This window comes from Colwellia sp. SU-HH01217, from assembly GCF_057543495.1.
Genome location: NZ_BAAJLX010000004.1, coordinates 277121 through 300471, shown reverse-complemented (window position 1 = coordinate 300471; position 23351 = coordinate 277121). Strand labels below are relative to the sequence as shown.

The window sequence follows — 23351 nt, the reverse complement described above, 5'->3', positions numbered from 1 at the left end:
CTGAAGCGAGTAAGGTAATTATATGCTCACCGACATCTGTAGTAGCAGGAGTACCACTAATACTGGTCGACGTTAGTGTTAGCCATGTAGGTAAATTATTTGCACTTAAGGTTATTTCATCACCATCTCTATCGGTTAAGCTTGGTATAAAGTTAAAGGTGGAATTAACTGTTGCTTGTGGTGGAGTACCTGAAATAACAGGTGCGTTATTCAAAGAAAATGCAGGCGCTTTATTCTGTTCTTCTTCGTTCGCACCACCACAGCTTGTGATACTAAGGAAAGTAAATACCCAAAGGTAGTTTTTTAACGAGTTAAACATAAATGATTTCATATGGTTGTTCTTAATTGCTTGATTTTTAGCAAAGTGAGGACAATACAGTTGGTCGGATCACTAAGCAGGCTAAAAGATTAAATGCTGAATATTTCAGTCGTTAGTACGAGTGATTATTGTATAAACAAAGTGTTACAGCTCCTTATATTTTAATTATCGGTCACTATTTATACTAAGGCTTATTAGTACAATGAGTGATAGGGGTAAACGTTAAATGCATCTTGGACTTTAAATAATGTCCTACATAAAAAAGCCGTAAGCTTTGTTTATCTTTTGGTGCTCTTCATTTGCCCAGGTGAAATATTCTTGGTTAGAAAGTTCACTTGCTGCCGCTTTATCTAACACAACGATGGCATGCTCATGTAGTTGTAGCGCAGACGCAGGGCATTGAGCTGATACTGAACCCGTTATCATTTCGTTAACCGCTTTAGCTTTACTCTTGCCTGTTGCCATGAGTAAAACATATTGCGCATCTAATATTGTTGATATTCCCATGGTCATTGCCATTGTTGGTTGGTATTCACCTGCTTTAAATAATCTGCTGTTATCATGCAATGTTTGCTTGGTTAAGGTTTTTAGCCTTGTTCGAGAAGACAAGCTTGAAGCAGGTTCATTAAATCCAATATGTCCGTTAGCGCCGATCCCAAGTATTTGTAGATCAATACCGCCCGATTGCTTAATTTTTTCTTCGTAGGCAAGACCTTGTAATCGTGGATTTTCATTTTGATTACAAGTGGGGAGATGCGTGTTTTTTTGATCAATATTTATTTTGTCGAAAAGGTTTTCTTTCATAAATCGACGATAACTTTGTTCATTATCTGTATCAATATTATGATACTCATCAAGGTTAAAACTTGTTACATGACTAAAATCAACTTGTTCTTCTTGATGACTTTTGACTAGCTTCTGGTAAAGATTAATAGGGGTGCTGCCTGTGGCTAGACCTAATACTGGTTTAACCTTTTTGGAAATAAGTTCAATTACCCACTGACTGGTGTGTTGAGCGACTTCTTCTGGATTTTCTAAGATGATAACTTGCATGAATGACCTTGTTTTAAAGCCACAGTTGCAGCTTATTTTATATGAGAAATGATAAGATTAATTTATGTTTGCATATAACATAGCGCCAATTAAATCGGCGTTGGCCCCCATTTGCGGACGTTTAATATTTACTTGATAAATAGCGGGTAAGTTTTCTACTTTGGCTATAACTTGTTGATGAAAGATCGCTGCTGAGCCGACACTGCCGCCTAAAACGATAGTTTGACTGCCTGTGACTGCTTTTATCGAGGCGATTAAGTTACAAATAGCACTACTCGCATCTTCAACAAGCTGTGCTATTTCAGGTACCCTTAAGTGTTCTTCAAAGACTTCTTTAGCACTAACTTCTTTATTTAAAACAATTGATGCTTGCTGAGCAATAGCAGTACCAGAAGCTATTGCTTCAGCGCAGTTAATACGGCCGCAATGACATTTAATGATTTTATTACTGGCGTGTTGTACTGAAACATGACCTAAATGAGCACAAAAACCGTCGGTAGATGTGACTAATTGACCATTTTGAATTATGCCGCCGCCAATACCTGTTGACACAGTAATGTATACTAAAGTTTGATCTTTATGGGTAAGGTTGCTTTCCATTGCCGTTGATTTTTCATAGTTAAACTCTGCCCATGCGGCGGCGGCTGCATCATTGATAATGATAACGGGTAAGTTCAGCGCAGTTTCAAGCTGTGCTTTAAGTGGTAGCTTTTGTTTAGCCGAAAGAAAGTTAATGTATTCGCCACCAATTTGACCTGTGCAAGCAATAGCAATTTTTGTCGCTTGCTCAGTCCAACCTTGACATAAGGTAACCAAGGTTTGGCTTAAAATGCTTAAATCAGTGTGAATCACAGAGGCAATTTTTTTTTGTGCTATTATCTCACCATGGCTTATTAGCGCGGCAGAGATTTTAGTGCCGCCAACATCAATTGCAATAATCATTTAAGTACTTACCTTTTAGCGTTATCGATACTACCAACAAACCACTGAGTGATATGCTCAACACGGGTAATGGCTGAGCCAACAGTTACTGAAAAAGCGCCGAGTTCAATAGCCTTAGCAGCACGTTCAGGGGAGTTGTATCGACCTTCAGCAATAACATTTAAGCCTTGTGCGACCCAGCGGCTAACAAGCTGATAGTCTGGTTCATTGGGGATATTATTTAAATCGGTATAACCAGACATCGTACTACCGATAAAGGTGCAACCATTATTAGCTAACATTAAGCCTGTTTCATAATCAGCACAATCTGCCATGGCGACACAACCTGCGGTGTGTATTGCTGTTAGTAAATCTAACATGGCAGTAGGACGTTTTCGGTCGGTGCCATCAAAGGCAATAATGCTAGCACCTGCTTGAGCAAGGGCATTCACATCATCGATAAAGGGAGTGATTCGTATAGGGCTATCATCAAGGTCTCTCTTAACAATAGCGATTATGGGGGTCGAGGTTGCATGTGATACAGCTGCAACATTGGCAACACCTTCTATTCTTAGGCCTTTTGCGCCGCCATTAACAGCGGCTAATGCTATAGCAACCACATGTTCAATTTTGTCCATTGGACCTTTATCCACAGGTTGGCAAGAGGCAATAAGTGATTGCCTAAGTGATGATAACAACTGTGTTTCTAATGCTTTATTTACGACAGACATACAAGTTTCCTAAAAGGTAAATACTAAAGACGTTAATTTATGATGCTTTTGTTGTGTTAGCGTTCATGGTATATAACGTTAACCCGGTTAAATCTTTTTCAGTTGTTTTAGTTGTCTGGGTTAATAAACTGGCAATATAGCCAACTACTAAGCAAGAAACTATACCTATAGTGGCGTATAAATAACCGTTCGCCCAACCCAATTGCCATGCAGAGATCATAGTGGCTACACCACTAAGAATACCAATCATAGCGCCGGTAGAATTACCTTTCTTAGTTAGCGCACCAAGTACAAACAAGCCACCAAGTGCGCCCATGAACATACCTATCACTTTAAAATAAGCATTCATTAATGAGCGTATTTCAGGGTCGATAAATATCAAACCCGCTAAAGTACCTAGCACGCCCATGATAAAAGTTAGCCATCGTGCTGAATTCATATAACCTTTTTCTGTTTTAACTAGGTCAAATGGTTTGATGAAGTCTGTTACTAAGGTCGTGGCACTTGAATTCATACTGGTTGATACTGTAGATTGAGCGGCGGCAAAAATACCCGCAACGATAAGACCAGCAAGACCTACGGGTAATTCAGTAGCAATAAAGGTAGGGAATATTTGATCTATTTGAATGGTCGGATCTAATTTTTCTGGGTGTAATTGATAAAAAACATAAAGCCCGGTGCCAATACAAAAAAACAGTAAGGCGGCAGGGGCAGCCAAAAGGGATGTGGCCCAAATGGATTTAGCAGCAGCTTTAGGATCTTTAGTGACCATATAGCGTTGTACAACAGCTTGATCGGCAGTATAACTAGATAGGTTTTGCCCTAGACCACCGATAATAATAACCCAAATAGTTAAAGTCGTAATGCTGTTTAAACTAAAGTCTGCATTAACCATAGTGAATTTATCATCGAGCAAACCGATACTAATAAAATCGGTTAATCCCCCTTCTAAGCCGGCAATTATAGTAACAAAACAAACAACCGCGCCAATCAGCAATACAATCGTTTGCAGAGTATCCGTCCAAATAACGGCTTCAATGCCACCCATGGTACAATAAATCAAACATAATACACCCATAATCAGTACACATTCACTGGCTGATAATGGCGTGACCGCAGATAAAGCAAGGGCAGTTAATGCCATAACAATTCCCATACGACCTATATGAAATAATGTAAATAAACCACTAGCAAATAACCTCACGGCCATATTAAATCGCTTTGATAGATACTCATAAGCGCTTGTTGCATTGATTTGTCTAAAGAATGGCATAGCCACGTATACTGCGATTGGTGCAATAGCAACTATCATCCATATACCGATTAAGTAAACCCAGTTTGTTTGATAGACAATGGCAGGTAATGCGACATAAGTTAATGAACTTAACATGGTCGCATAAATAGAGCAGGCCGCAGCCCACCAAGGAATTGATTGGCCACCACGAAAATAGTCATCGGTATTTTTATTTTTAAACATAAAGAACAGACCAACCAGTACCACACCCAATAAATAGACCACAAGAACAGTCATATTCACCCAACCAAAGTCTTTTGTAGGTTGTTTAAGTGATAACTGCCAAATTTTGAGTGTATCTTGATTATCACTAATACGATTTAATGAAAATATTTCACTGCTAGTAGTGGTAACACTTTCACTAATAAATGGTTCTGAGTTTATAGGGGAACTTTCAGTACTCTTACTATTAAGTGAATTACCAATAGTTGAATATTTTGTCCAACTATTGGTAATGGCGTTAAATGATAAGGTTTCACCTTGATCGGAAAATGCTAATATATGGGATTGCCCTAATGAACTTAATGCGTTTATTTTTGCGTTAAGTGTTTTATTCTCAATAGATATATCGCCCAAATATTGCCAATCTTTTTTAGAGCTATCCGCTGATGGATCAAATTTCCAATGACCTTTGAGAGCAGATGCTTCACCTTGAGTTGCCATATCATATTGAGAAAGTTGATATCCCCCCAGAGCAAAAATCTTCTTACCATTACCATCATTTTGTACCGCTAACTGTATTGCATTTTGATAAGGTTTATTACTACTAGCCAAAGGCAAAGCGGGAAGAGTCTTCCAGATGTTATTAGCCGTAAAGTAAGCGGTATCACTTTTATTAAAAGCTAAGTTTTCTTTTGAATTAACCAAAGTCGTTAAGTCGATCGAATAGAAATGATTATCCGCATCTGATCCCGTTAAAACATAAAGGGTATTGTCAATAATTACAGCTGAAGGTGATTTAGCCGCTTTAGGCAAGTTTGGTAATGGGTAACTGTGCAATTCTTTTGATGAAGTTTGCCAACTTATAAGGTTTACTAAGTTTGACCCTTGAGTATTAGCAATACCACCAATAACAATTGTTGCCTCTTTAAAGCTAGCAGAAGCTGCATAAGCTCGGTTACCTAGTTCAGCTGATAAATGAGTGGAATATACACTATCACCATTTGTTATTATTACGTCATTTGATTGGTTATAAGGCGCCAATTTTTCGGCAATAAAAGGAGGTTTTATTATAATATCTTCACTAATAATTCCCGATGAAATGATTACATTTTCATTTTGCTTACCAATAAAAGCTCCGTGACCAATATCTAGTGGTTCGGAGGAGAAATACTTTAATTCCTGCCATTTTATCAACGCATTGCTGTTGGCAATTAAGGGCACCAGAAGTAATGAAGCAATTGCAGATTTTAACATATTGGTAAACATAAGGACTCAAGTGGTATTGTTTTGTGCTGTATACCTGTTATACCATTAGTGCTAAGGTAATGCTATAAAAATATCCTCTTCACTCGAAGGTTTCTAAATATAATGGCAGGAGCGTGATTATAAGCAGAAAAAAAGCCGCCTAATGGTAGCTTTAATAAGCCTGAAAACTAAATAAAGATTATTCAGCGTAATAGTTGTCGAATACATACTCTATATGTTGAGTCAGTTTCTTATCAGCACCTTCTACGTCGCGATTTTTAATGCATTCTAAAATCTCTACATGGCCTTGATGGCTTTTGGTATTAAGCTCTTTAACATTAACTTTTGCTGGTCTTGCATCTATAACCCAATCAACAAGTGCTTGATGAATCGCTAAAAATATAGGGTTACCAGGAATCGAAGCAATAACACGATGGAAGTAGATATCGGTCTTTTTAAACTGGCTATCACTATTAATAGCTTTGCCATTTAACTCAAGCGCTTTTTCTAATTCACCTATTTGTTCTTCAGTGGCAAACTCAGCCGCATGACGTACTAAACTAGATTCAAAGAAGTTTCTAAGTTGATCAAAATACTGTAAACCATTAGGTTGTGATAAAAAATCTTTAGACATGCCTGAAAGTTCAGAAATAATAGTATCAGGAGAAGGTCTAGCAACTCGTGTTCTTTCACCACTACTTATCTTTACTAAGCCTTTACGAGCAAGTGCAGATAAAGCATCACGGATAGAAGGTCTACCAACACCGAACGCAGTCATTAACTCCCGTTCTGAGGGAAGGGTGTCACCTTCAGCAATTTCGCCTTGGCGTATCATTAGTTCCAACTCTTCTTCTACAGTTTCAGATAGTTTCTTTCGTTCAACAGGACGTTTAATGGTAATTGGCATGTGTAGCTCCCTAAGACGGTAGTTAATGATATATCAACCTATCTTGCTATTATACCAATAAAGTTGAAAATGTATACGAAATTATTCAGTTGTTTGAAAATCAGCCATGAACTTATGATCTCTAAGTAAATAATAATCATTGAATGTGTGGTGTACCTGTTATACCATTAATTCAGTGGTTATTATTTACTAGTGAGTAATCTATGAAGGATCATGTTCGAAAAATTGTTTATTACGGAGTGCACGATCAGCAGTTTGCTCATCTTTATAAGTCAGAACAACTGGGAAATTCTCAAAATAAACTTCCAGTTGTTGTAGTTATCCACGGCGGTTACTGGAAAGATAACCATAGCTTAGATACCTATGCGACCTCTGCTATTGTGGATTATCTACAATCATTTAATATCGCTATTTGGAATTTGGAATATAGGCGAATGAATACTGAAGGTGAGAATAATAAAGCACCTTGGCCTGCAATTTTCAAAGATGTCTCAAAGGGGATAGATCATCTACAAATCATTCAAGATAAAGAAGGCTTAGACCTTAATCGTATTTTAATCATAGGTCACTCAGCTGGTGGGCATTTAGCTACTTGGGTTGCATCAAGAAGTTATATTCCTCTCAATAGCGAGCTACACATTCAACATCCATTACCTATAAAAAGTGTCATCTCTATTGCAGGAATTTTAAATCTTTTAGCTGATGAAGATGTTGATCAACCTGAACAAGTTGTCCGATTAATAGGAGGGACACCTAAAATACACTTCGCACGATATGAGGCGTGTAACCCGAGTTCTTTAAATAGCCCTGATATTCATTTAACGGTTGTTCATGGAGAGAAAGATACTTGCGTTAAAGTTTCCCAGGCGAAGGATTTTTGTCGCAATGCAAAAGCTAAAGTGAGAGAGATTATTATGCCTGAAGCCGATCATTTTTCCATGCTGCCTCATGACGGTATTTGGTACGATTCGCAATGGAAGCAAATAAAGTTATTAATAGCATCAGAAATTAATGACCTGATATAGCTATAGAAAATTAGCAATACTGAAATTAACCCAATATATATAACGTACTTTAAGGGATAACCGTGACTTCTAGAGAAACGCTACCAAGTTGGCAGCAATTGATTAAACATAGTCAATTAATTAAAAATATGCACATGAATGACTTATTTGAAGAAAATGCTCAACGTTTTAATGATTTTTCAATTCGATTACCTAGTTTGTTGCTCGATTATTCTAAGAACTTAGTTACAGAACAAACGCTGTCGTTATTATTTAAGTTAGCTAATGAATGTCAGGTTGAATCGTGGCGCGACAAGATGTTTGCCGGCAACAGCATCAATAAAACCGAAGATAGAGCTGTCTTACATACTCTGCTTAGAGATCGAAGTAAAACGCCTTTTGTCGTCGCGGAAAAAAATATAAAAGAGGGTGTGCAAGGCGCACTAAAGCAAATGCAAATATTTACCGATAAAGTTAGACAGGGTAAATGGCTAGGTTATAGCGGTAAACGCATTACCGATATTGTTAATATTGGTGTTGGTGGTTCAAACCTAGGCCCTCAAATGGTGACTGAAGCTTTAAAGCAATACAGTGATAATAGTGTCACTGTACACTATGTGTCTAATGTTGATGGTACTCAGATTGCTGATGTATTAAGACCATTAAATCCTGAAAGTGTCTTATTTATTATTTCGAGTAAAACATTCACCACCACGGAAACTATGACTAATGCCCATACTGCAATGAAATGGTTGGTTTCTTCTTCGTTTAATGAGGCAGCCATTAGCAAACACTTTGTTGCGGTGTCTTCTAATAAAAAAAATGCCATTGAGTTTGGCATAGCAAATGAAAATATCTTTGATATGTGGGATTGGGTTGGCGGACGATTTTCATTGTGGTCAGCCATTGGTTTACCTATTGCACTAGACTTAGGTTTTGATAAATTCATTGACTTACTCGATGGCGCTTTTGAAATAGATTGTCACTTTAAACAGACCCCTCTCGAAAAAAATGCACCCGTTATTTTAGCGTTGCTCAGTGTGTGGAATTGCACCTTTTTAGGTGCTCAATCTCAAGCAATATTGCCTTATGATCAATCTCTTCATATGCTATCAGCTTATTTGCAACAAGCCGAAATGGAAAGTAACGGTAAGTCAGTTAGTTGGAATGGTGAAGAAATTTCGTATGCGACGGTTCCCTCTATTTGGGGAGAGTTAGGTATTAATGGTCAACATGCATTCTATCAGTACCTACATCAAAGTAATAATATTGTGCCAGCTGATTTTATCGGTTCAATTAAAAGTGTAACACCTGTAAAAGGACATCATGAAACCTTAATGGCTAACTTTTTTGCACAAACACAAGCCTTAATGCAAGGGGTTAATGAAGAGCAAGTTAGAGCTGACTTAAAAGCTAAGGGACGAACACCTGAGTATATTGAGAAGGTTGCACCACATAAAGTGCATAAAGGTAATAGGCCAACAAATACCATTTTAATGAAACAAATTTCTCCAAAAACCATAGGCAGTTTAATTGCCTTATATGAACATAAAATTTTTGTTCAAGGCATCATCCTACAAATATGCTCTTTTGATCAATGGGGGGTTGAACTAGGCAAAGGTTTAGCGAACAAAATTCAACAAGAGCTAATAACACAAAACATCAATACCGAACATGACAGTTCAACTCAGGGGTTAATTGAATTCTACATGAGTGAAATTTAAGCATCGGAAGGAGGTATTGATATTAAGTCATATTCCTCTGCTATTTTAGCTTTAGTGTTTATCTCGCTTTGGGGGCGTTAGCGAGTTAGAGTTAATGCCCTATGTTTATTTGAAACTTACATGATTCAATGTCCGCTCTTGAGATTGAGTTCTAATTTCGTGCAACAATTTTCGGCACAATCTTAATTGTGAATGAATGTGAGTTTTTATATAAAAACTACAACTTTAGGATCCCTGAACTGCCGTTTTTAACTCAAAAGCTAACTTCCGCTTTTGGCTAACTGCTGATATCTTATGAGGTTAAGTCTGAGGTTAAGTCGGTAGTTCCAGTGTTGCGAAAGTCGATACGTTCATTATTCATCTATACCTCACTATCGAATATTATGATTAAAATTGTTATAAAAGGAAGTTAAATAATTGTTTTATAGGCACTCACCGTACGAATTCAAGTTTTAATGAAGCTTTGTATTCTTTTGTTTATACGGTTTCTAAAATAAAAAAGGCTAATAAATTAGATTATTAGCCACAGTTTGACTTAATAGCTTGGCTAAATAGCGCCGTTTTGAACCGTGAGTTTTATAACTCCTGTAAAAATCGCTCATTTCTGGGTAAATAATAGTTATCGTAATTCAATGACACGATAACATTTTTTGCCTTGCCGACAATTTCAGTTCTTGGCACAAAACCTATCACTCTTGAATCTGCACTGTTGTCTCGGTTATCGCCAAGCACTAAATATTTATCGTTGGGCACTTTTACTGCGGAAAAATTAGCTAACTTGGAGCCCAACCTTTTTGTATTAATACGATGCTTGTTACCGAGTAAGTTTTCTGTGTGCGAGGTTATAGTGTTTGAAGATGATAATGGCAGATAAGAAAGTTTTTCACCATTAATAGATAGCACATTATCTTTCATGGAAATTACATCGCCCGGAATACCTATAACGCGTTTCACTAACTTTTTATCAGCGGCGACAGAGTCAAAAATAATAATATCACTGCGTTGAGGGTCGGCTATTTTCATTAATGAAATATGAGTAAAGGGGACGCGTAAATCGTAGGCCATTTTGTTAACAAAAATCCTATCGCCTTCGACAATAGTTGGTTTCATTGAGCCTGTGGGAACTTCATTCCAGTCGGCGACAGCACTGCGAAATACTAACATTAAGCTGATAAACAAAAAGAATGATTTATTGTTTTTCCAAAATGATTTTAATTTTTTATTCATGGGTAATCCTTTAACTCGACCATATATTTAACGGAATAAACACTACTTTATATTATTAGAAGTAATGTTAAGTTGTCAGTTTGATATTAAAAAATTAAATTTGTTCATTTTTAGATGTATCAACTTATGTCAATGATAAATCGATGTGGTAAAAATGGAAGTTGATGTAGCTTTAGATTAAACTATAGCTCGATTTAAGCGCTTATTATTAATGTAAATCCCCTTTGAGTAAAATATGACGACAGGTAAAAAACAACAAGAATCTAACTTGATTCAAGCTTTTAAAAAATTATTAAAAGAGCAATGTTATGGTTCACAAGGTGAGTTAGCTGCGGCGCTTGCTGAGCATGGCTTTGAAAATATGTCTCAAGCGAAAATATCTCGATTATTGTCTAAACTAGGTGCGGTAAAAACTCGAAACACCAATAGCCAAATTGTTTATATTTTACCTGACGAACTCGCTATTCCTAAATCAAAGCAAGCTATAGAGTCAGTCGTTTTAGGGGTAAAGCATAATGGTATGCAAATTATCCTTAAAACAGGTATTGGCGGCGCGCCATTAATTTCTCGTATGCTTGATAGTTTAGGAGAGCCTGTTGGCATTCTAGGTACTCTTGCTGGCGATGACACGATTTTTATTGCCCCTACCGATGTTGAGCGTATTGAAGAAATTACTCAATCAATTCGAGATTTACTCGGGATTAAAAAAGACTGATTTAACGAAATACCTCTAACTAGAGGTATTTACCTTTCATGTAGTAAATCTGAACTACATCCAAGATTTCTTAGTACTTTCTACTTGAAAGAGCGCAGCATTTGCTAACATCACCCCATCTTTTGCTTTTATATAAGGGATTGACTGCATTCCTGCTGCAAGTAAAAAATTAACGGAACAAAGTTGGTGGCGTTTTAAAAACCAACTTTGTTTAAATTGTACTTGCTGTGTTTTATAAGTGGGAAAACAATAATAATCAACGCCTAATAAGCCTTTACGGATATAGGTGAAATTATCGTCACTCGCGTATCCCCAACGATACCAACGCATAAAAATTAGTCCTGCTGAAACAACATACAAGGGAATGATGCCAGCTAATGGTGTGATATTTTCAACGAGTAAAAAGAAACACACGACCATAAAAAATAATGGCGTTAATTTAAAGCCTAAATTTTTTAATAAAAAGCGTTTACTGATCTGTTGATAATTTACTGTATCCATTTGATTTTCTGGGTAAACGTCCTTGATTAAACTGGCGCATTCATCAGGTTTAATCGATGGTACAATAATTCGGTTACTTTGAGCATCCATTTGGTTATGGCCAAGAAAAGCGTTTATTTGCTCAAATTTCAAATTAATCCGTTTAAGCAGTACATCTAACCAGTCTTGTTGTTGAACCACCATTTGCAGGCGGGATAAGCGCATGGTGACTTCATGTTTGGTAAAAAGGCCGCTGCGGCGAATATATTTATCGTCAATTTTACTTAAAGTATATTGATAAAAAGTAATAATAGATCCGGCAACGGAGAATAGTGAGATAACCGAAATAACAATAAAGGTAAGGGTTAAAGCGTAAAGGGTGATTTGCCAAAGTGGTTTGTCTGCTATGGTTAACAGTTGTTGAATATCAATCCCGAAATCTTGAAATAAGGTTACGATGTATTTACCAAAATCATCAAGAAATGGCGCTAAACCGCCAAGGAAAATCCAAATACGATTATTGGTCAAACCATGAATAACAAGGTCGGTAATCGATCGAGTGTTTAAGATTTTTTCTGTGGTTAAAGGTGAGTTATTGGCAGATAAATCTTCTAAATTTGTTTCGGGGGATTGGTGGTGTGTTGCTAAAATTTTAGCTTTTAACTGCTCAGCAAAATCTGTTTTTAACGCCACTACTTTTGCTTCTTGTTTAGCAGAGCCTGCGGTGTCTAATTCTAAACAGGTATAGTTAAACCATCGATAATAAAGCGGTTGCTCAAGTTTTACGTTTTGTATGCGAGTAAAAGGCAAATTCAAATGTTTCTTGGAAATAACACCTGAGCGAATTTCAATAGTATCGTTATTTAATCGGTACTGAAAAAAATAAAAACTTAAAAATGTACCAAGCAACAATAAACCTAATAAAGCGATTAGCACAGGCAACCACAAGCTGGGGTTTGCCATAATAGAATCTGAGCTGAAATAAATTGCCGGTAAAAGTACGATAATATTGCTTAACAAACCTTTGATAAAACTCACAATAAAATAAAGAAGTGCAATAGGCGACAGTCGTTGCCAATTTTGTAAAGTGCTGTTGTCGGTTACAGCGATATTCTCGTCATCAGGTAAAAGCGCTTGCTCTTTTTTATCCGTAAACATGGGCGTAAGTTACCTTTTAGCTAATTATTTATGGCTTTATGATCAAGAATGAATGCTTGCATAGATTCTGCATTTTCTAGCAATAACCCTGAAATTTCAAAAGTATAAGCAGCTCCACCAGCACTAAAAACCTGTAAGCATGCCAAACCTACTTTTCGCTCTATTGGGCCTCTTTTTAGCTCTACATGTTGTATGCGTAAAATAGGTTGGATAACCGTTTTTTGAAAAATAAGCCCTGAGCGATAAGTAATATCTTGCTCACGAAGCGCATAGTGCTTTTTCTTATCAGCCATTACTACATAGCTGTAATGAAGTAAGCCGAGAAAGCCAAAAGCTAGTGTTATGTTATTAATTAAATTCGTAGAACTTTCAAAGAAAGGAAACAGCGATTGATTTTGACAAATAAATGTAATTATCAAAACGATGGCTGTTGAAAACAAACTGATTAATCGACGTATTTTAAGATAAACAGGTGCTAATGGTTTGAAAGTCAATTGTGTCAGCGAAGGTAGTTGCTCTTCAGCAAACGTATGATTAGAAAATACCGTATTACCTTGTGAAGCGCTTCCTTGAGAGTTCATGCTATCCCTTTATTATTGTTATAAATATCAATGCTAGTTTAACAGAATGACGCTATAGACTCATAACTACTTTTAACGAAAGTTAATCCTTATCAAGGTTAATTATTACTAGGTTTTTTGTGTAACTTACATTGGTGTAACTTAAAGTTAATTCCGTTGGTTTAATAATAATTGATTTATGCAATGAACCACGGCTTTAGGGTTACTTTTAATAAAGAAGTGATCACCTGCTATCCATTCGATAGTTGTTGTGTTTACCGATGTGTTAATCATTAAATCTTGCCAAGCAAGTAAATCTTCTTGGTCGATAACGGTATCTTCTGTGCCGCCTAATAAGGTTAATGAGGTATCGATTGGCTTTTTATTGAGGTGCGAGTAATTTTCAATTAATGAAAAATCAGCCCTAAGTGCGGGTAACACTAATTGCATAACTTCTGCATTTTTTAATATAGAAATTGGTGTGCCATTAAGCCGCGATAATGCAATAATAAATAATGCATCAGGCAGTTTATTTATCGCAGGTCGACGCCTTGGAAGTTGAGGTGCACCACACGCTGACACAATAAAATGTAACGGGGTAGGCAGATAATGTTCTCGCATGGCAAGTAATAATTCGTAAGCAATTTTACTGCCCATACTGTGGCCAAAAAATATCAAGGGTTTATTCACTAAAGGTTTAATTGCCGTGATTAAATCAGCAATGAGCGGTTCAATGCACAAATAAGGCGCTTCCATTAATCGGCTTGATCTTCCTGGTAATTGGCAAACCACTAACTCTACATTAGTGGACAGTTGTGAAGCCCAAGGCAGGTAAATATCACTGGTGCCTCCAGCATAAGAAAAACAAATTAACCTAAAAAAAGCATCGGGGTTCGGCTGTGGCGTAAAAAGCAAATCGGTTGATGAAGTGCTACTTTTCTCAGTGGTGAGTAACTTATTAAGTGAATACATGATTAGAAATACTGCTGTAGGCTGATGGTTAAGTAACTATCATCTTGGAAGTTATAGAGTAATTCGTCAGTGTTTTGTTTGGAAAAATACTGACCTTCAATAGTAAAGGTCAGGCCATCTTTAATGCGTGTTTCCATTTCAAAACGCCACGCTGAATGTTTGGTTTCCCGATCAATATAAGTACCTAATAAATAGGTCGATTGTGAAATATTATTAGCGACCAGCCTTAGTCCTAAAAATAAATCATCTGCAAAGGGGGTTGTGGCCAAGTCACCGCGTTCGTCATAAAGGTACTCAGCAATGTAACCTAAGTCCATTGCGCTAGAAAATAAACCTACTTGAGTATATTCAAAGCCAGAAACGACTGCTTGGTAAGTGTTTTGTGCGTTACTTTGGCTATTAATGACTTCTAGTTTAAGTAGTAAAGCTTCTAAGGTAATTTGTAAATCTAAACTTATTTGCTCATTTTGCCAATAATAGGGCGCTAAAATATAATCGCCAGAATCGTTAGGTTGTGCTTGTAATAACGGTGTACGAGCCGTGCCTTTGAAGTAACCAATACCAAAGTCTACTCGGTCAAGGGTATGACTATAACGAAAAGCAAAATCTTGATGATGTTTTTTATCGCTCGACTCATATTGTGTATAGTTATCATCAATAAATAATTGGCTACGTAATCTTGCGTTTTCACTTGGATAAATTCGTTCACGAAACATAGGCAGCCAATAAAACTGTAGGTTTCCCCATTCTTGGTATATTGCTAACTTTGCCATGGGTTGGCCTAGTTTGTTTTCTTCATCAATATTGGCAGCTACATTGGTTTGATTAAGTACATCAACCAAGTGCCAAGACTCGGTTACTCCCCAAAATTCGGTTCGAATGCCAACGGATACTGAATAAAAATCATCATAATAACTCAGTGAGAAGTCATTAAAATCAATCAGAGTTTGGTTGTCATCTTCTAAGCTATAGGTAGCATGACCATCAATGTCTAAGATAATGGCGTCGTCAAACAAGGTATTTTGATGTTCGACACCTAATAAAAGGTTACTGTTCGTATGATAATTAGATGTTGCTAAAGCACTATCTTGCGGAAAATATTGCGCAGAAATTGACGCTTCAAAATTGGTGGATGAGGCATTAACGGCAGTGCATGTTAAGAGTAAATAACAAGCGATGTTAAAACGGGGTAACTGGAAAGTTGAAGAATGCCGAGAACTCATGATAGTTGACCTAAAAATATGTATTGATTGGGGCACTTCTTCTAAACACTGAATTAAAGTGCTTTATGAAAGGAAGTGCTGAACGTTTATTTGCTTCTCTGTGTTAACCGCACAAGTTAGTTTTATTTGATGTGATAGAAAACTAACTTGTGCTTTTTGAATTACTGAATACTTCTTAACTTTGCTTTAGCAATATCGGAAGCAGTTAACCCTGTTTCATATTGATAATTATGCCAATCTATTTCAGTGCTACGACCATTTTGATGATTTACCATTACCATTTTTGATGGGCGCCAGAAGGTATTTTGATATTGTTGGTAGTCTTGAAAGTGTAAAGTTTTTAATAAATCACCTTTGCGATCAAAGTAGTCAATTTTTCTTGGGCGAAAAATTTTGCTGTCAACCCATTCGTGTAATTTACTGTAGCCAGAGTCGCTATAAGCTGGCGTATTTTCTACTTTAAAGCAGTTATTACCGTCTAATTGTGTGTTTTCTAAAAACCGGTAAGTGTATTTTTCAGGTACCCAACTTGAAATATCTTCATAAGCAAACTCACTGCCGACAAAAGGGCCTGATTTACTACGCGTAGAAATACGTTTAACGCGTTTAACTGCAGGCAGGTATAACCATTGATCGTCAGGGGTGGTGCCATGAGAATGAATTAAAATGGCAGTGCCAGCAACATCGCGAGGGCTTTTAAACACATTCACAGAATGATCACCATCACCAATAATTTCTAAAACTTTACTATTAAAAACTCGTTCACTTAATACTTTATCATCCTGTTTTAAATACATTTTAGCTTCTACAATGTAATCTTTAAAACCAGAGTCTAAACGTTCTGTTTCTTTAGCAATAGCGTGTCCTTTCTCAATATCTGAACCTGATAAGCTAAAGTTTTCAGCGGCATTGGCGGTAACCGTTATGCTGCAAAGTAGAAGTGTAGGCATTAATGCCAATAGTGGGACTATTAATGATGTAGCTCGTGTAAATTTCATATTTATTCCTTTGGTATTTCTTTGGTATTTCTATGGTATTTCTTTGGTATCGATTATTTAACTAGCGAGTCGCAAGCCTTGGTTCTTCAACTAAAACAGCAGTGTCTTCATGCTGAGTTTCGCGGCGAGGTGAATCAATTAACAACAATAAGGCGGGCAATAAAAACATATCGAGTATCAAGGCAAAACTAATGGCCATCGCCGTTAAAATACCCATACCTGCATTTATTTCGAAACTTGAAAAACCAAGAATGGCAAAGCCAGCGGTTAACGCTAGCGTCGTGGTGAATAGTGCTGAACCGACATTGGCAAATGAATAACGAATGGCATCATCGGCATTCATCGATTTTTGACGACGTGCATAAATATATTTACTTAAAAAATGCACTGTATCATCTACCACAATACCTAAAGTCATTGCTGCCATAACTGACAAGGCTAAACCTACTTGCCCAACTAAATATCCCCAAACACCAAATGCGATGGCAGCAGGCAATATGTTAGGAATTAAGCTGACTAAGCCGTATTTAAATGAACGGAAAATAACAATGAGCATAATTGAAATTATTACCAAGGCTATCGCCATGCCGTTTATCATTCCAATAATGTTACGTAAGCCGATTTGCGCGAACATAATGGTTAATCCCGTACCATCGCTGTAAGTGAGTGTGTCTTGATGTTGTTCAAGCCATGCTTGTACGCGATCTTCTAGCGCTAAAACTTCATTACTTGATAAGTTTTTTAACGTGGCGGTAACACGGGTAGCATCTTTGTTGGCATTAATGCGATTACGTAAATCTAAACCGTAAGGTAATGACATTTCATACATTAATAAGTATTGAGCCGCTAACTCATTATTATCTGGCATCACAAATTTTGCTGGATCATCACCATGCATATTCATATTTAAGCGTTTATAAATATCGGTAATACTATTGATATGCAATGCTTCAGGTTGTTGGCGCAACCATTGGGTGAATTCTTCTAAAGTCTGTAAGTATTCAGAGCTATTAATGCCTTGCTCTGTTTTTCCTCCGACTTCATAATCGATATAATATATACCTGTTAAATTTTCAGCAGTGAAATCGGTGTCTTGTCTAAAGGTCACGCTTTCATCAAAATATTTGATAAATTCATCGTTTAATACATTGTTGAAAATCCCCGTACAAGCCAAGACGACAACAATTAAGGAATAGGCGAAATATTGTTTAGGTTTTGCGATTATATTTTCAGCTAATTGGTTAATGGTTTTTTCTAATTTTGTTTCCTTATTGCTTTGTGCGGTATTCACTTTTACTTTAAACAGCATCATAAAAGCAGGTAAGAAAGTGATGGTAAATATAAATGCCATGGCAACACCAAAAGTAGTGATATTACCTAAATCTCTAAAAGGAGGCGCATCACTAAAGTTAAGGCTTAAAAAACCAACACAGGTCGTTACGGTAGTAATTAGTAGGGCGTTAAAGGTTTTAACAAGCGCATCTGACATCGCCTCTTGCTTGGCGAGCCCTTTACGTAGCCCTATCATATAAGCCATTAATAAATGTACACAGTCGCAGATGGCAATCGTTAAAATAATATTAGGCGCATTAACGCTAATAGGGTTAAGTAAAACACCTGTCCAGCCAGCAATTCCCATACCTGCTAAAATGGCGAAAGTTAATAACAGCATGGCAGAAAATCCAGCCAGAGCCGATCGCATAACTAAGCTCATTATCACTAAAGCAATAGTGAGCATGGCAGGCACTAAGCCTTTTAAATCTTTCTCTGTGGCTTCTGCAAAGGCGTTATCCATCATAACAACACCCGTAAGGTAAATTGCCATGTCTGGATTCTTTTCTTGAATTTCAGCAGCTAGCGCTCTAACGTGTTTAACCACTTTAGGTACACTGGTTAACTCTTCGCCTTTGGGAATATTAATAGTGACATTCACACCAGTTACCTGGCCATTTGGCGAAATTACACTGTTGACAAGTAACGGTTCATTACTGGCAATCGTTTGAATTTCTTTAATGCCTTTATCTGTTAATTGTTGGGCGTTTATCACTAAATCATCAACAGCAATATCGTCACCAATTGCTGAGCTGTATTTATAATTAGTAAGAGAGTCAACGCGGCTTGAATAAGGAATAAGCCATGCTTTTTCGGTGAGCTCTTCAATAACAGTAAGGACACTCTTATTAAAAACGCCATTTTTAGGGGCTAGTACAAACAATACACTGTCGGTTTTGGTATAGGTTTTTTCCATATGATCTAACATGGCAATTTGAGGATTATCTTTGCCAAAATAGATACGTAAATCCGATTTAAATGACAGTTGGCTAATACCTGCTGCTGTTACACATAAAATAATAAATGCGAGCATCAACACCTTGACTGGGTGATAGGTAATATAATTAGCGTACTTTTTTAACATGAAGCATTTCCTTTGTTAGACAATGTAGGTTTCGACAATGTAGATTTTGACAATGTTTGTGAGATAACGAGTGCCAGTTGTTCGGCATTTTGGGGTGCGAGCATGGTGATATGATCACCTGCCACGAGTTTTGTTTCAGTTTCACCATAAGCGTTCCAACCGAGTGATGAGCTGGCTAAATCGCAGTTTTCATCGTCATAACAGCTGTAGTCGTAATGTGAATTAACTTCTTGAGCGCGAACTAAAGTGATCGGTATCGGTTGAGGAGTTAAATTTTCAGGATAAAATAACGAGGCATTGCTTTTAAATACTGAAAGTAAACCGTTTATTTGTGATGTTGGCGTGTTTTCAGGCACTACGCTGACTTGCGCTAACTTTTGTTTTAATAACACTAATTGCTGCTGATGGTCACTTTTCTCTAAAGTGGCTAATTCAATCGACAACGGTTTATTAAGCATGTGTGCGATAGTGCTTAAAAATACGCTAATCCACTGCTCATCACTTAAAGTAGCTTCCTTTGGTGTGAAAAAATGCGCTGCAGGGGCATCTAAAATAATCAGTTTTTCAATATCATCACCTTGAGCTTTCAATTGTTGGCAAATTTCAAAAGCAATTAAACCGCCAACACAATGTCCGCCAATAATATAAGGGCCAGTAGGTTGCGCTGCTTTAATTTCTTCAATGGCACTTGCGGCAATTGATTGCAGTGACGTTAATGGTGCGGTTAAGCCGTCTAAGCCCTGTGCTTGTATGGCATAAAAGGGTTGTTCATTACCTAGTTGTTCGGCTAACGCGTAGTAATAAAGCACATTGCCGCCACCACCAGGAATAAAAAAGAGGGGTGTTTTATTACCTTTTTCTTGAATGGCAACGAGTGATTTCCAATTGTCTTGGCTGCCTTTATCGATAAGCAATGCTAGTTTTTCAATGGTCGGGCTTTGAATAAGACTCGACAATGGCAGTTTCTCATTAAACTCATCTTCTATTGATGCCATGAGTTTCACAGCAAGTAATGAATGACCGCCTAATGAGAAAAAATTGTCCGTGATGCAGATGTTCTTTATGACTAATAATTCGCGCCATAACTTAACAAGCTTACGCTCTAACGGCGTTCTAGGAGGGGTAACGTATTTGTCTTGTTGATCAAAACTATGTGTTGGTAGTTGTTTATAATCTGCTTTACCGTTGGGAGTAAGTGGCATTTCAGATAGCACCACTACTGCACTTGGAATACAGTGTGCGGGTAATACTTTTTTCGCGTGGTTTAGCACATCCGCTTCGCTAATTGCATTATCCGTATTGTCGTATCCAGTAACATAAGCTACTAAATAATCATCACCATTTTTACTGGTACATTTAAGTACGGCGGATGCTTTAACACCTGCACACTGACAAATTAAGGCTTCAACTTCACCCAACTCAATGCGAAAGCCTCGAAGCTTAATTTGATTATCTATGCGTTGTAAGTATTCAATATTTCCATCAGGCAAATATCGTACTAAATCACCCGTTTTATAAAGTTTAGCGTTAGGTTTTCCTGATATCGTATCAACAATAAATTTTTCATCGGTTAACTCGTCGCGATTATGATAACCACGTGCAACTCCAACACCGCCAATATGGAGTTCACCATTTACGCCTACAGGCACAGCTTGCTTGTTTTCATCTAAAATATGAATTTGAATGTTGGCGATAGGTTTGCCTATTGGCACAATATTGGCTGAATATTCACGATCACATTGCCAATGGGTGACATCGATTGCTGCTTCGGTTGGGCCATACAAATTGTATAATTGAGGTGTGCTTTGGCTAGCGCTTTGTGTGAGATCAAATAATGAAAAAAAGCGCTGTTGTAAATCAGCGTTTAACGCTTCACCACTACAAATAACACGGGTTAAACTTTTACAGGTATTTGCTGATTCGTTAGTTAAAAATACACTGAGCATGGAGGGCACAAAATGCAAAGTAGTGACTTTTTCAGTGTTTATTAAGTCGATTAAATATTCAGGATTTTTATGTCCCTCTGGTCGCGCAACCACTAAACGAGCACCGCTCATTAATGGCCAGAAAAACTCCCACACTGAGACATCAAAACTAAAAGGTGTTTTTTGTAATACTGTATCCTGCGCTGTAAGTTTATAGGCTTGTTGCATCCATTGCAGGCGGTTACAAATACCCGCGTGGCTATTCATCGTGCCTTTAGGGTTACCCGTCGAGCCTGAGGTATAAATCATGTAAGCCAAATTTTCAGGGGTAATGGCAATATTTGGGTTGGTGTTCGCTTGTTTGTCCGTTGATAGTAAATCAACAGCAACGACTTGTGTGTCTAGCTTAGGCAGCTGCTCAATTAAATTTTGTTGAGTTAACAACAGTGGCGAATTAGCATCGTTAATTAAAAAAGCAACGCGTGTTGCTGGGTAGTTAGGATCAACAGGTACATAAGCACCACCCGCTTTAATTATTGCAAGTAAAGTCACCACCAATTCAACTGAGCGATTCATACAAACAACGACTTTGCTTTCCACAGTAACCTCTTGCTCGATAAGGTAATGCGCTAACTGATTAGCTTGTTGGTTAAGCTGTGTGTAAGTGAGTTGTTTATTTTCAAAAGTGAGGGCGATGTTATTAGGTGTTTTAGTAACTTGTTGCTCAATCAGTTGATGTAAGCTCTGCGTAGCAGGGTAATTAACATTGGTTTGATTCCACTTTGCAATTTGTTCAATCTCCGCAGGTGTAATCATAGTGTATTGACTAATAGGTCGTGTAGGATCAGCAATAATACCTGTTAGTAAAGTCTTGAAATGCCCGATCAACATTTGAATTTTTTGCGCACTGAATAAAGCGTTGTTGTATTTAAAAATACCAAAAAATCCTTGGTTGTTATCAATCACTTCAAGCTCTAATTCAAATTGACCTTCTTGCTGATTAAGTGGGTATTGTGCAATTTCAAGCCCAGCCCAAGGGACTTTTTTCCCTATAGTACCCGGCTGCCATACGTCACTAAAACCACCACCTACTGCTTTTTGAAAAACAAATGAGGTTTGAGAAAGTGGAGAGTAACTCGCATCTCGTCTTGGGTTTAATGCTTCAATAAGTGATGAAAAAGGATAGTCTTGATGTTCGAGCCCTTCTAAAACTGTTTCATTGACTCGGGTTAATAGTTCGGTAAAAGTGGGTTGGCCTGCTAAATTCGTGCGCATAATAATTGGATTAACAAAATAGCCAACTGTGCGCATAAACTGAGTTTGATTACGTCCTGATGTGGGTGACAATATACATATATCATCTTGTGACGAATGTCGCTGCAGTAAAAGATAATAGGCACTTAACATAACAGTGTAAGCGGTTACGCCTGTTTTTTTCGCTAATGCATTGATAGCATCGCCTAATTGGTTTGAAATATTGAAATACTCTGTGCTTCCTTTATAGGCTTGTACAGCAGGACGAGCTTTTGCAATATTGAGAGTTAATGGCGAAAGTTCGCCACTGAGTTTGTTTAACCAATAGGCTTTATTTTTCTCACCTTGTTTACTCGCCAATAACTGTATTTGTTGAGCAGTAAAATCGCGATAACTACCGCTTTTCTCGGGCAGTTTAGGGTTACGATCGTGTTGCAGTGCTTGGTAAACTTCACCTAACTCTTCCATTAAAATCCATAACGATGATGCATCAAAACCAATATGGTGAACAACCAACATAAAAATGACTTCAGTTGCTGATTTTTGATAAGCGTGAGCGCGAATAATAGGTGCTTGGCTGAGATCGAAAGGTTGGTGGTAATCATGCTCAATTTGAGACTGCAGCGTATTGTTTGACATTGACGCGACTTGAGTAATATTGAGTTTTATTGCAACATTTTCTTGAATGCGTTGAATGTTTTTATCGTGCTCTAACGCGTAACTTGTACTTAATGCTGAGTGCCTTGCGATGCAATCATTAATGGCTTTTTCTAACAGTGTTAAATTAACCGCACTATGAATAGTCACCGTACTGGCAATATTATAAGCACTGGTTGTTGGTGATGTTTGATGAACATACCAAAGTGATTCTTGTCCTTTTGACATAGGAAATGTTTGCTGCTCCTTGGTCATTCTCGCTTCGAGAATTTTCTTCAGTAGCGCTTGTTTTTCGTCTTTGGTTAATGCATTAACCGTTGAAGTGGCGTTCATATTTCATTCCATAAAATTAATAATACCAACTAAGTGTAATTACGCTTAGTTGGTAAATTTATTCATCGTCTTT

General features: G+C 37.4%; 17 protein-coding genes. 3 read left to right on the top strand and 14 right to left on the bottom strand.

What is annotated here, in order from left to right:
- From AC27G3_RS07870 to AC27G3_RS07845, 6 genes are all read right to left on the bottom strand, one after another.
- Window positions 1-331, bottom strand: a 331-nt coding sequence (locus tag AC27G3_RS07870; RefSeq protein WP_487120401.1) for a putative Ig domain-containing protein, incomplete at its 3' end; no start/stop codon positions are given.
- Window positions 332-571: 240 nt separating this feature from the next.
- On the bottom strand, window positions 572-1372 hold the full coding sequence (gene nagB, locus AC27G3_RS07865) for a glucosamine-6-phosphate deaminase (protein ID WP_487120399.1): 801 nt from the start codon (window positions 1370-1372) through the stop codon (window positions 572-574).
- Window positions 1373-1429: 57 nt separating this feature from the next.
- The gene (locus tag AC27G3_RS07860; protein WP_487120397.1) at window positions 1430-2314 is read right to left on the bottom strand and encodes an ROK family protein; all 885 of its coding nucleotides are present in this window, start codon (window positions 2312-2314) and stop codon (window positions 1430-1432) included.
- 8 nt (window positions 2315-2322) lie between these two features.
- A complete protein-coding gene (locus tag AC27G3_RS07855) occupies window positions 2323-3024 on the bottom strand; it encodes an N-acetylmannosamine-6-phosphate 2-epimerase (RefSeq protein WP_487120396.1) in 702 nt (233 codons plus the stop codon).
- Window positions 3025-3061: 37 nt separating this feature from the next.
- Window positions 3062-5746 carry a sodium:solute symporter family transporter gene (locus AC27G3_RS07850; protein WP_487120394.1) on the bottom strand — a complete coding sequence of 895 codons (2685 nt, stop codon included), beginning with the start codon at window positions 5744-5746 and terminating at the stop codon, window positions 3062-3064.
- Window positions 5747-5924: 178 nt separating this feature from the next.
- Complete coding sequence (locus tag AC27G3_RS07845) at window positions 5925-6632, bottom strand: transcriptional regulator NanR (RefSeq protein WP_487120392.1); 708 nt, start codon at window positions 6630-6632, stop codon at window positions 5925-5927.
- A gap of 239 nt (window positions 6633-6871) precedes the next feature.
- Here AC27G3_RS07845 and AC27G3_RS07840 point away from each other — a divergent pair, with 239 nt between their 5' ends.
- Window positions 6872-7657 carry an alpha/beta hydrolase gene (locus tag AC27G3_RS07840; RefSeq protein WP_487120390.1) on the top strand — a complete coding sequence of 262 codons (786 nt, stop codon included), beginning with the start codon at window positions 6872-6874 and terminating at the stop codon, window positions 7655-7657.
- Between the two features lie 62 nt (window positions 7658-7719).
- Window positions 7720-9360, top strand: coding sequence for a glucose-6-phosphate isomerase (gene pgi / locus AC27G3_RS07835; RefSeq protein WP_487120388.1), 1641 nt, complete (start codon window positions 7720-7722; stop codon window positions 9358-9360).
- A 576-nt stretch (window positions 9361-9936) separates the two neighbouring features.
- Here the strand turns inward: pgi and lepB are convergent.
- A complete protein-coding gene (gene lepB, locus AC27G3_RS07830; protein WP_487120386.1) occupies window positions 9937-10587 on the bottom strand; it encodes a signal peptidase I in 651 nt (216 codons plus the stop codon).
- A gap of 235 nt (window positions 10588-10822) precedes the next feature.
- On the opposite strand from lepB, the gene argR reads away from it, so the two are divergent.
- Window positions 10823-11302 carry a transcriptional regulator ArgR gene (argR, locus tag AC27G3_RS07825; protein ID WP_487120384.1) on the top strand — a complete coding sequence of 160 codons (480 nt, stop codon included), beginning with the start codon at window positions 10823-10825 and terminating at the stop codon, window positions 11300-11302.
- A 54-nt stretch (window positions 11303-11356) separates the two neighbouring features.
- Here argR and AC27G3_RS07820 read toward each other — a convergent pair whose 3' ends face one another.
- The 7 genes from AC27G3_RS07820 to AC27G3_RS07790 form a co-directional block, all read right to left on the bottom strand.
- Window positions 11357-12940, bottom strand: coding sequence for a PH domain-containing protein (locus AC27G3_RS07820; protein ID WP_487120383.1), 1584 nt, complete (start codon window positions 12938-12940; stop codon window positions 11357-11359).
- 20 nt (window positions 12941-12960) lie between these two features.
- On the bottom strand, window positions 12961-13521 hold the full coding sequence (locus AC27G3_RS07815) for a PH domain-containing protein (RefSeq protein WP_487120381.1): 561 nt from the start codon (window positions 13519-13521) through the stop codon (window positions 12961-12963).
- Between the two features lie 147 nt (window positions 13522-13668).
- Window positions 13669-14472, bottom strand: a complete 804-nt coding sequence (locus tag AC27G3_RS07810) for a thioesterase II family protein (RefSeq protein ID WP_487120380.1) — start codon at window positions 14470-14472, stop codon at window positions 13669-13671.
- A gap of 2 nt (window positions 14473-14474) precedes the next feature.
- The gene (locus AC27G3_RS07805) at window positions 14475-15695 is read right to left on the bottom strand and encodes a hypothetical protein (protein ID WP_487120378.1); all 1221 of its coding nucleotides are present in this window, start codon (window positions 15693-15695) and stop codon (window positions 14475-14477) included.
- 161 nt (window positions 15696-15856) lie between these two features.
- Window positions 15857-16693: an outer membrane lipoprotein-sorting protein gene (locus AC27G3_RS07800; protein WP_487120376.1), complete on the bottom strand. Its 837-nt coding sequence runs from the start codon at window positions 16691-16693 to the stop codon at window positions 15857-15859.
- Window positions 16694-16754: 61 nt separating this feature from the next.
- Window positions 16755-19109 carry an efflux RND transporter permease subunit gene (locus AC27G3_RS07795; protein ID WP_487120374.1) on the bottom strand — a complete coding sequence of 785 codons (2355 nt, stop codon included), beginning with the start codon at window positions 19107-19109 and terminating at the stop codon, window positions 16755-16757.
- Window positions 19103-23278 (bottom strand): amino acid adenylation domain-containing protein, encoded by a 4176-nt coding sequence (locus AC27G3_RS07790; RefSeq protein ID WP_487120372.1) that lies wholly within the window; start codon window positions 23276-23278, stop codon window positions 19103-19105. Before AC27G3_RS07790 ends, AC27G3_RS07795 begins: the two co-directional genes overlap by 7 nt.
- Window positions 23279-23351: the final 73 nt, after the last annotated feature.

Excerpts from the sequence above, each read along its gene's own strand:
- nagB (WP_487120399.1), bottom strand. The coding sequence starts at position 1,372 with ATGCAAGTTATCATCTTAGAAAATCCAGAAGAAGTCGCTCAACACACC.
- AC27G3_RS07860 (WP_487120397.1), bottom strand. The coding sequence starts at position 2,314 with ATGATTATTGCAATTGATGTTGGCGGCACTAAAATCTCTGCCGCGCTA.
- AC27G3_RS07855 (WP_487120396.1), bottom strand. The coding sequence starts at position 3,024 with ATGTCTGTCGTAAATAAAGCATTAGAAACACAGTTGTTATCATCACTT.
- AC27G3_RS07850 (WP_487120394.1), bottom strand. The coding sequence starts at position 5,746 with ATGTTTACCAATATGTTAAAATCTGCAATTGCTTCATTACTTCTGGTG.
- AC27G3_RS07845 (WP_487120392.1), bottom strand. The coding sequence starts at position 6,632 with ATGCCAATTACCATTAAACGTCCTGTTGAACGAAAGAAACTATCTGAA.
- lepB (WP_487120386.1), bottom strand. The coding sequence starts at position 10,587 with ATGAATAAAAAATTAAAATCATTTTGGAAAAACAATAAATCATTCTTT.
- argR (WP_487120384.1), top strand. The coding sequence starts at position 10,823 with ATGACGACAGGTAAAAAACAACAAGAATCTAACTTGATTCAAGCTTTT.
- AC27G3_RS07820 (WP_487120383.1), bottom strand. The coding sequence starts at position 12,940 with ATGTTTACGGATAAAAAAGAGCAAGCGCTTTTACCTGATGACGAGAAT.
- AC27G3_RS07815 (WP_487120381.1), bottom strand. The coding sequence starts at position 13,521 with ATGAACTCTCAAGGAAGCGCTTCACAAGGTAATACGGTATTTTCTAAT.
- AC27G3_RS07810 (WP_487120380.1), bottom strand. The coding sequence starts at position 14,472 with ATGTATTCACTTAATAAGTTACTCACCACTGAGAAAAGTAGCACTTCA.
- AC27G3_RS07805 (WP_487120378.1), bottom strand. The coding sequence starts at position 15,695 with ATGAGTTCTCGGCATTCTTCAACTTTCCAGTTACCCCGTTTTAACATC.
- AC27G3_RS07800 (WP_487120376.1), bottom strand. The coding sequence starts at position 16,693 with ATGAAATTTACACGAGCTACATCATTAATAGTCCCACTATTGGCATTA.
- AC27G3_RS07795 (WP_487120374.1), bottom strand. The coding sequence starts at position 19,109 with ATGTTAAAAAAGTACGCTAATTATATTACCTATCACCCAGTCAAGGTG.
- AC27G3_RS07790 (WP_487120372.1), bottom strand. The coding sequence starts at position 23,278 with ATGAACGCCACTTCAACGGTTAATGCATTAACCAAAGACGAAAAACAA.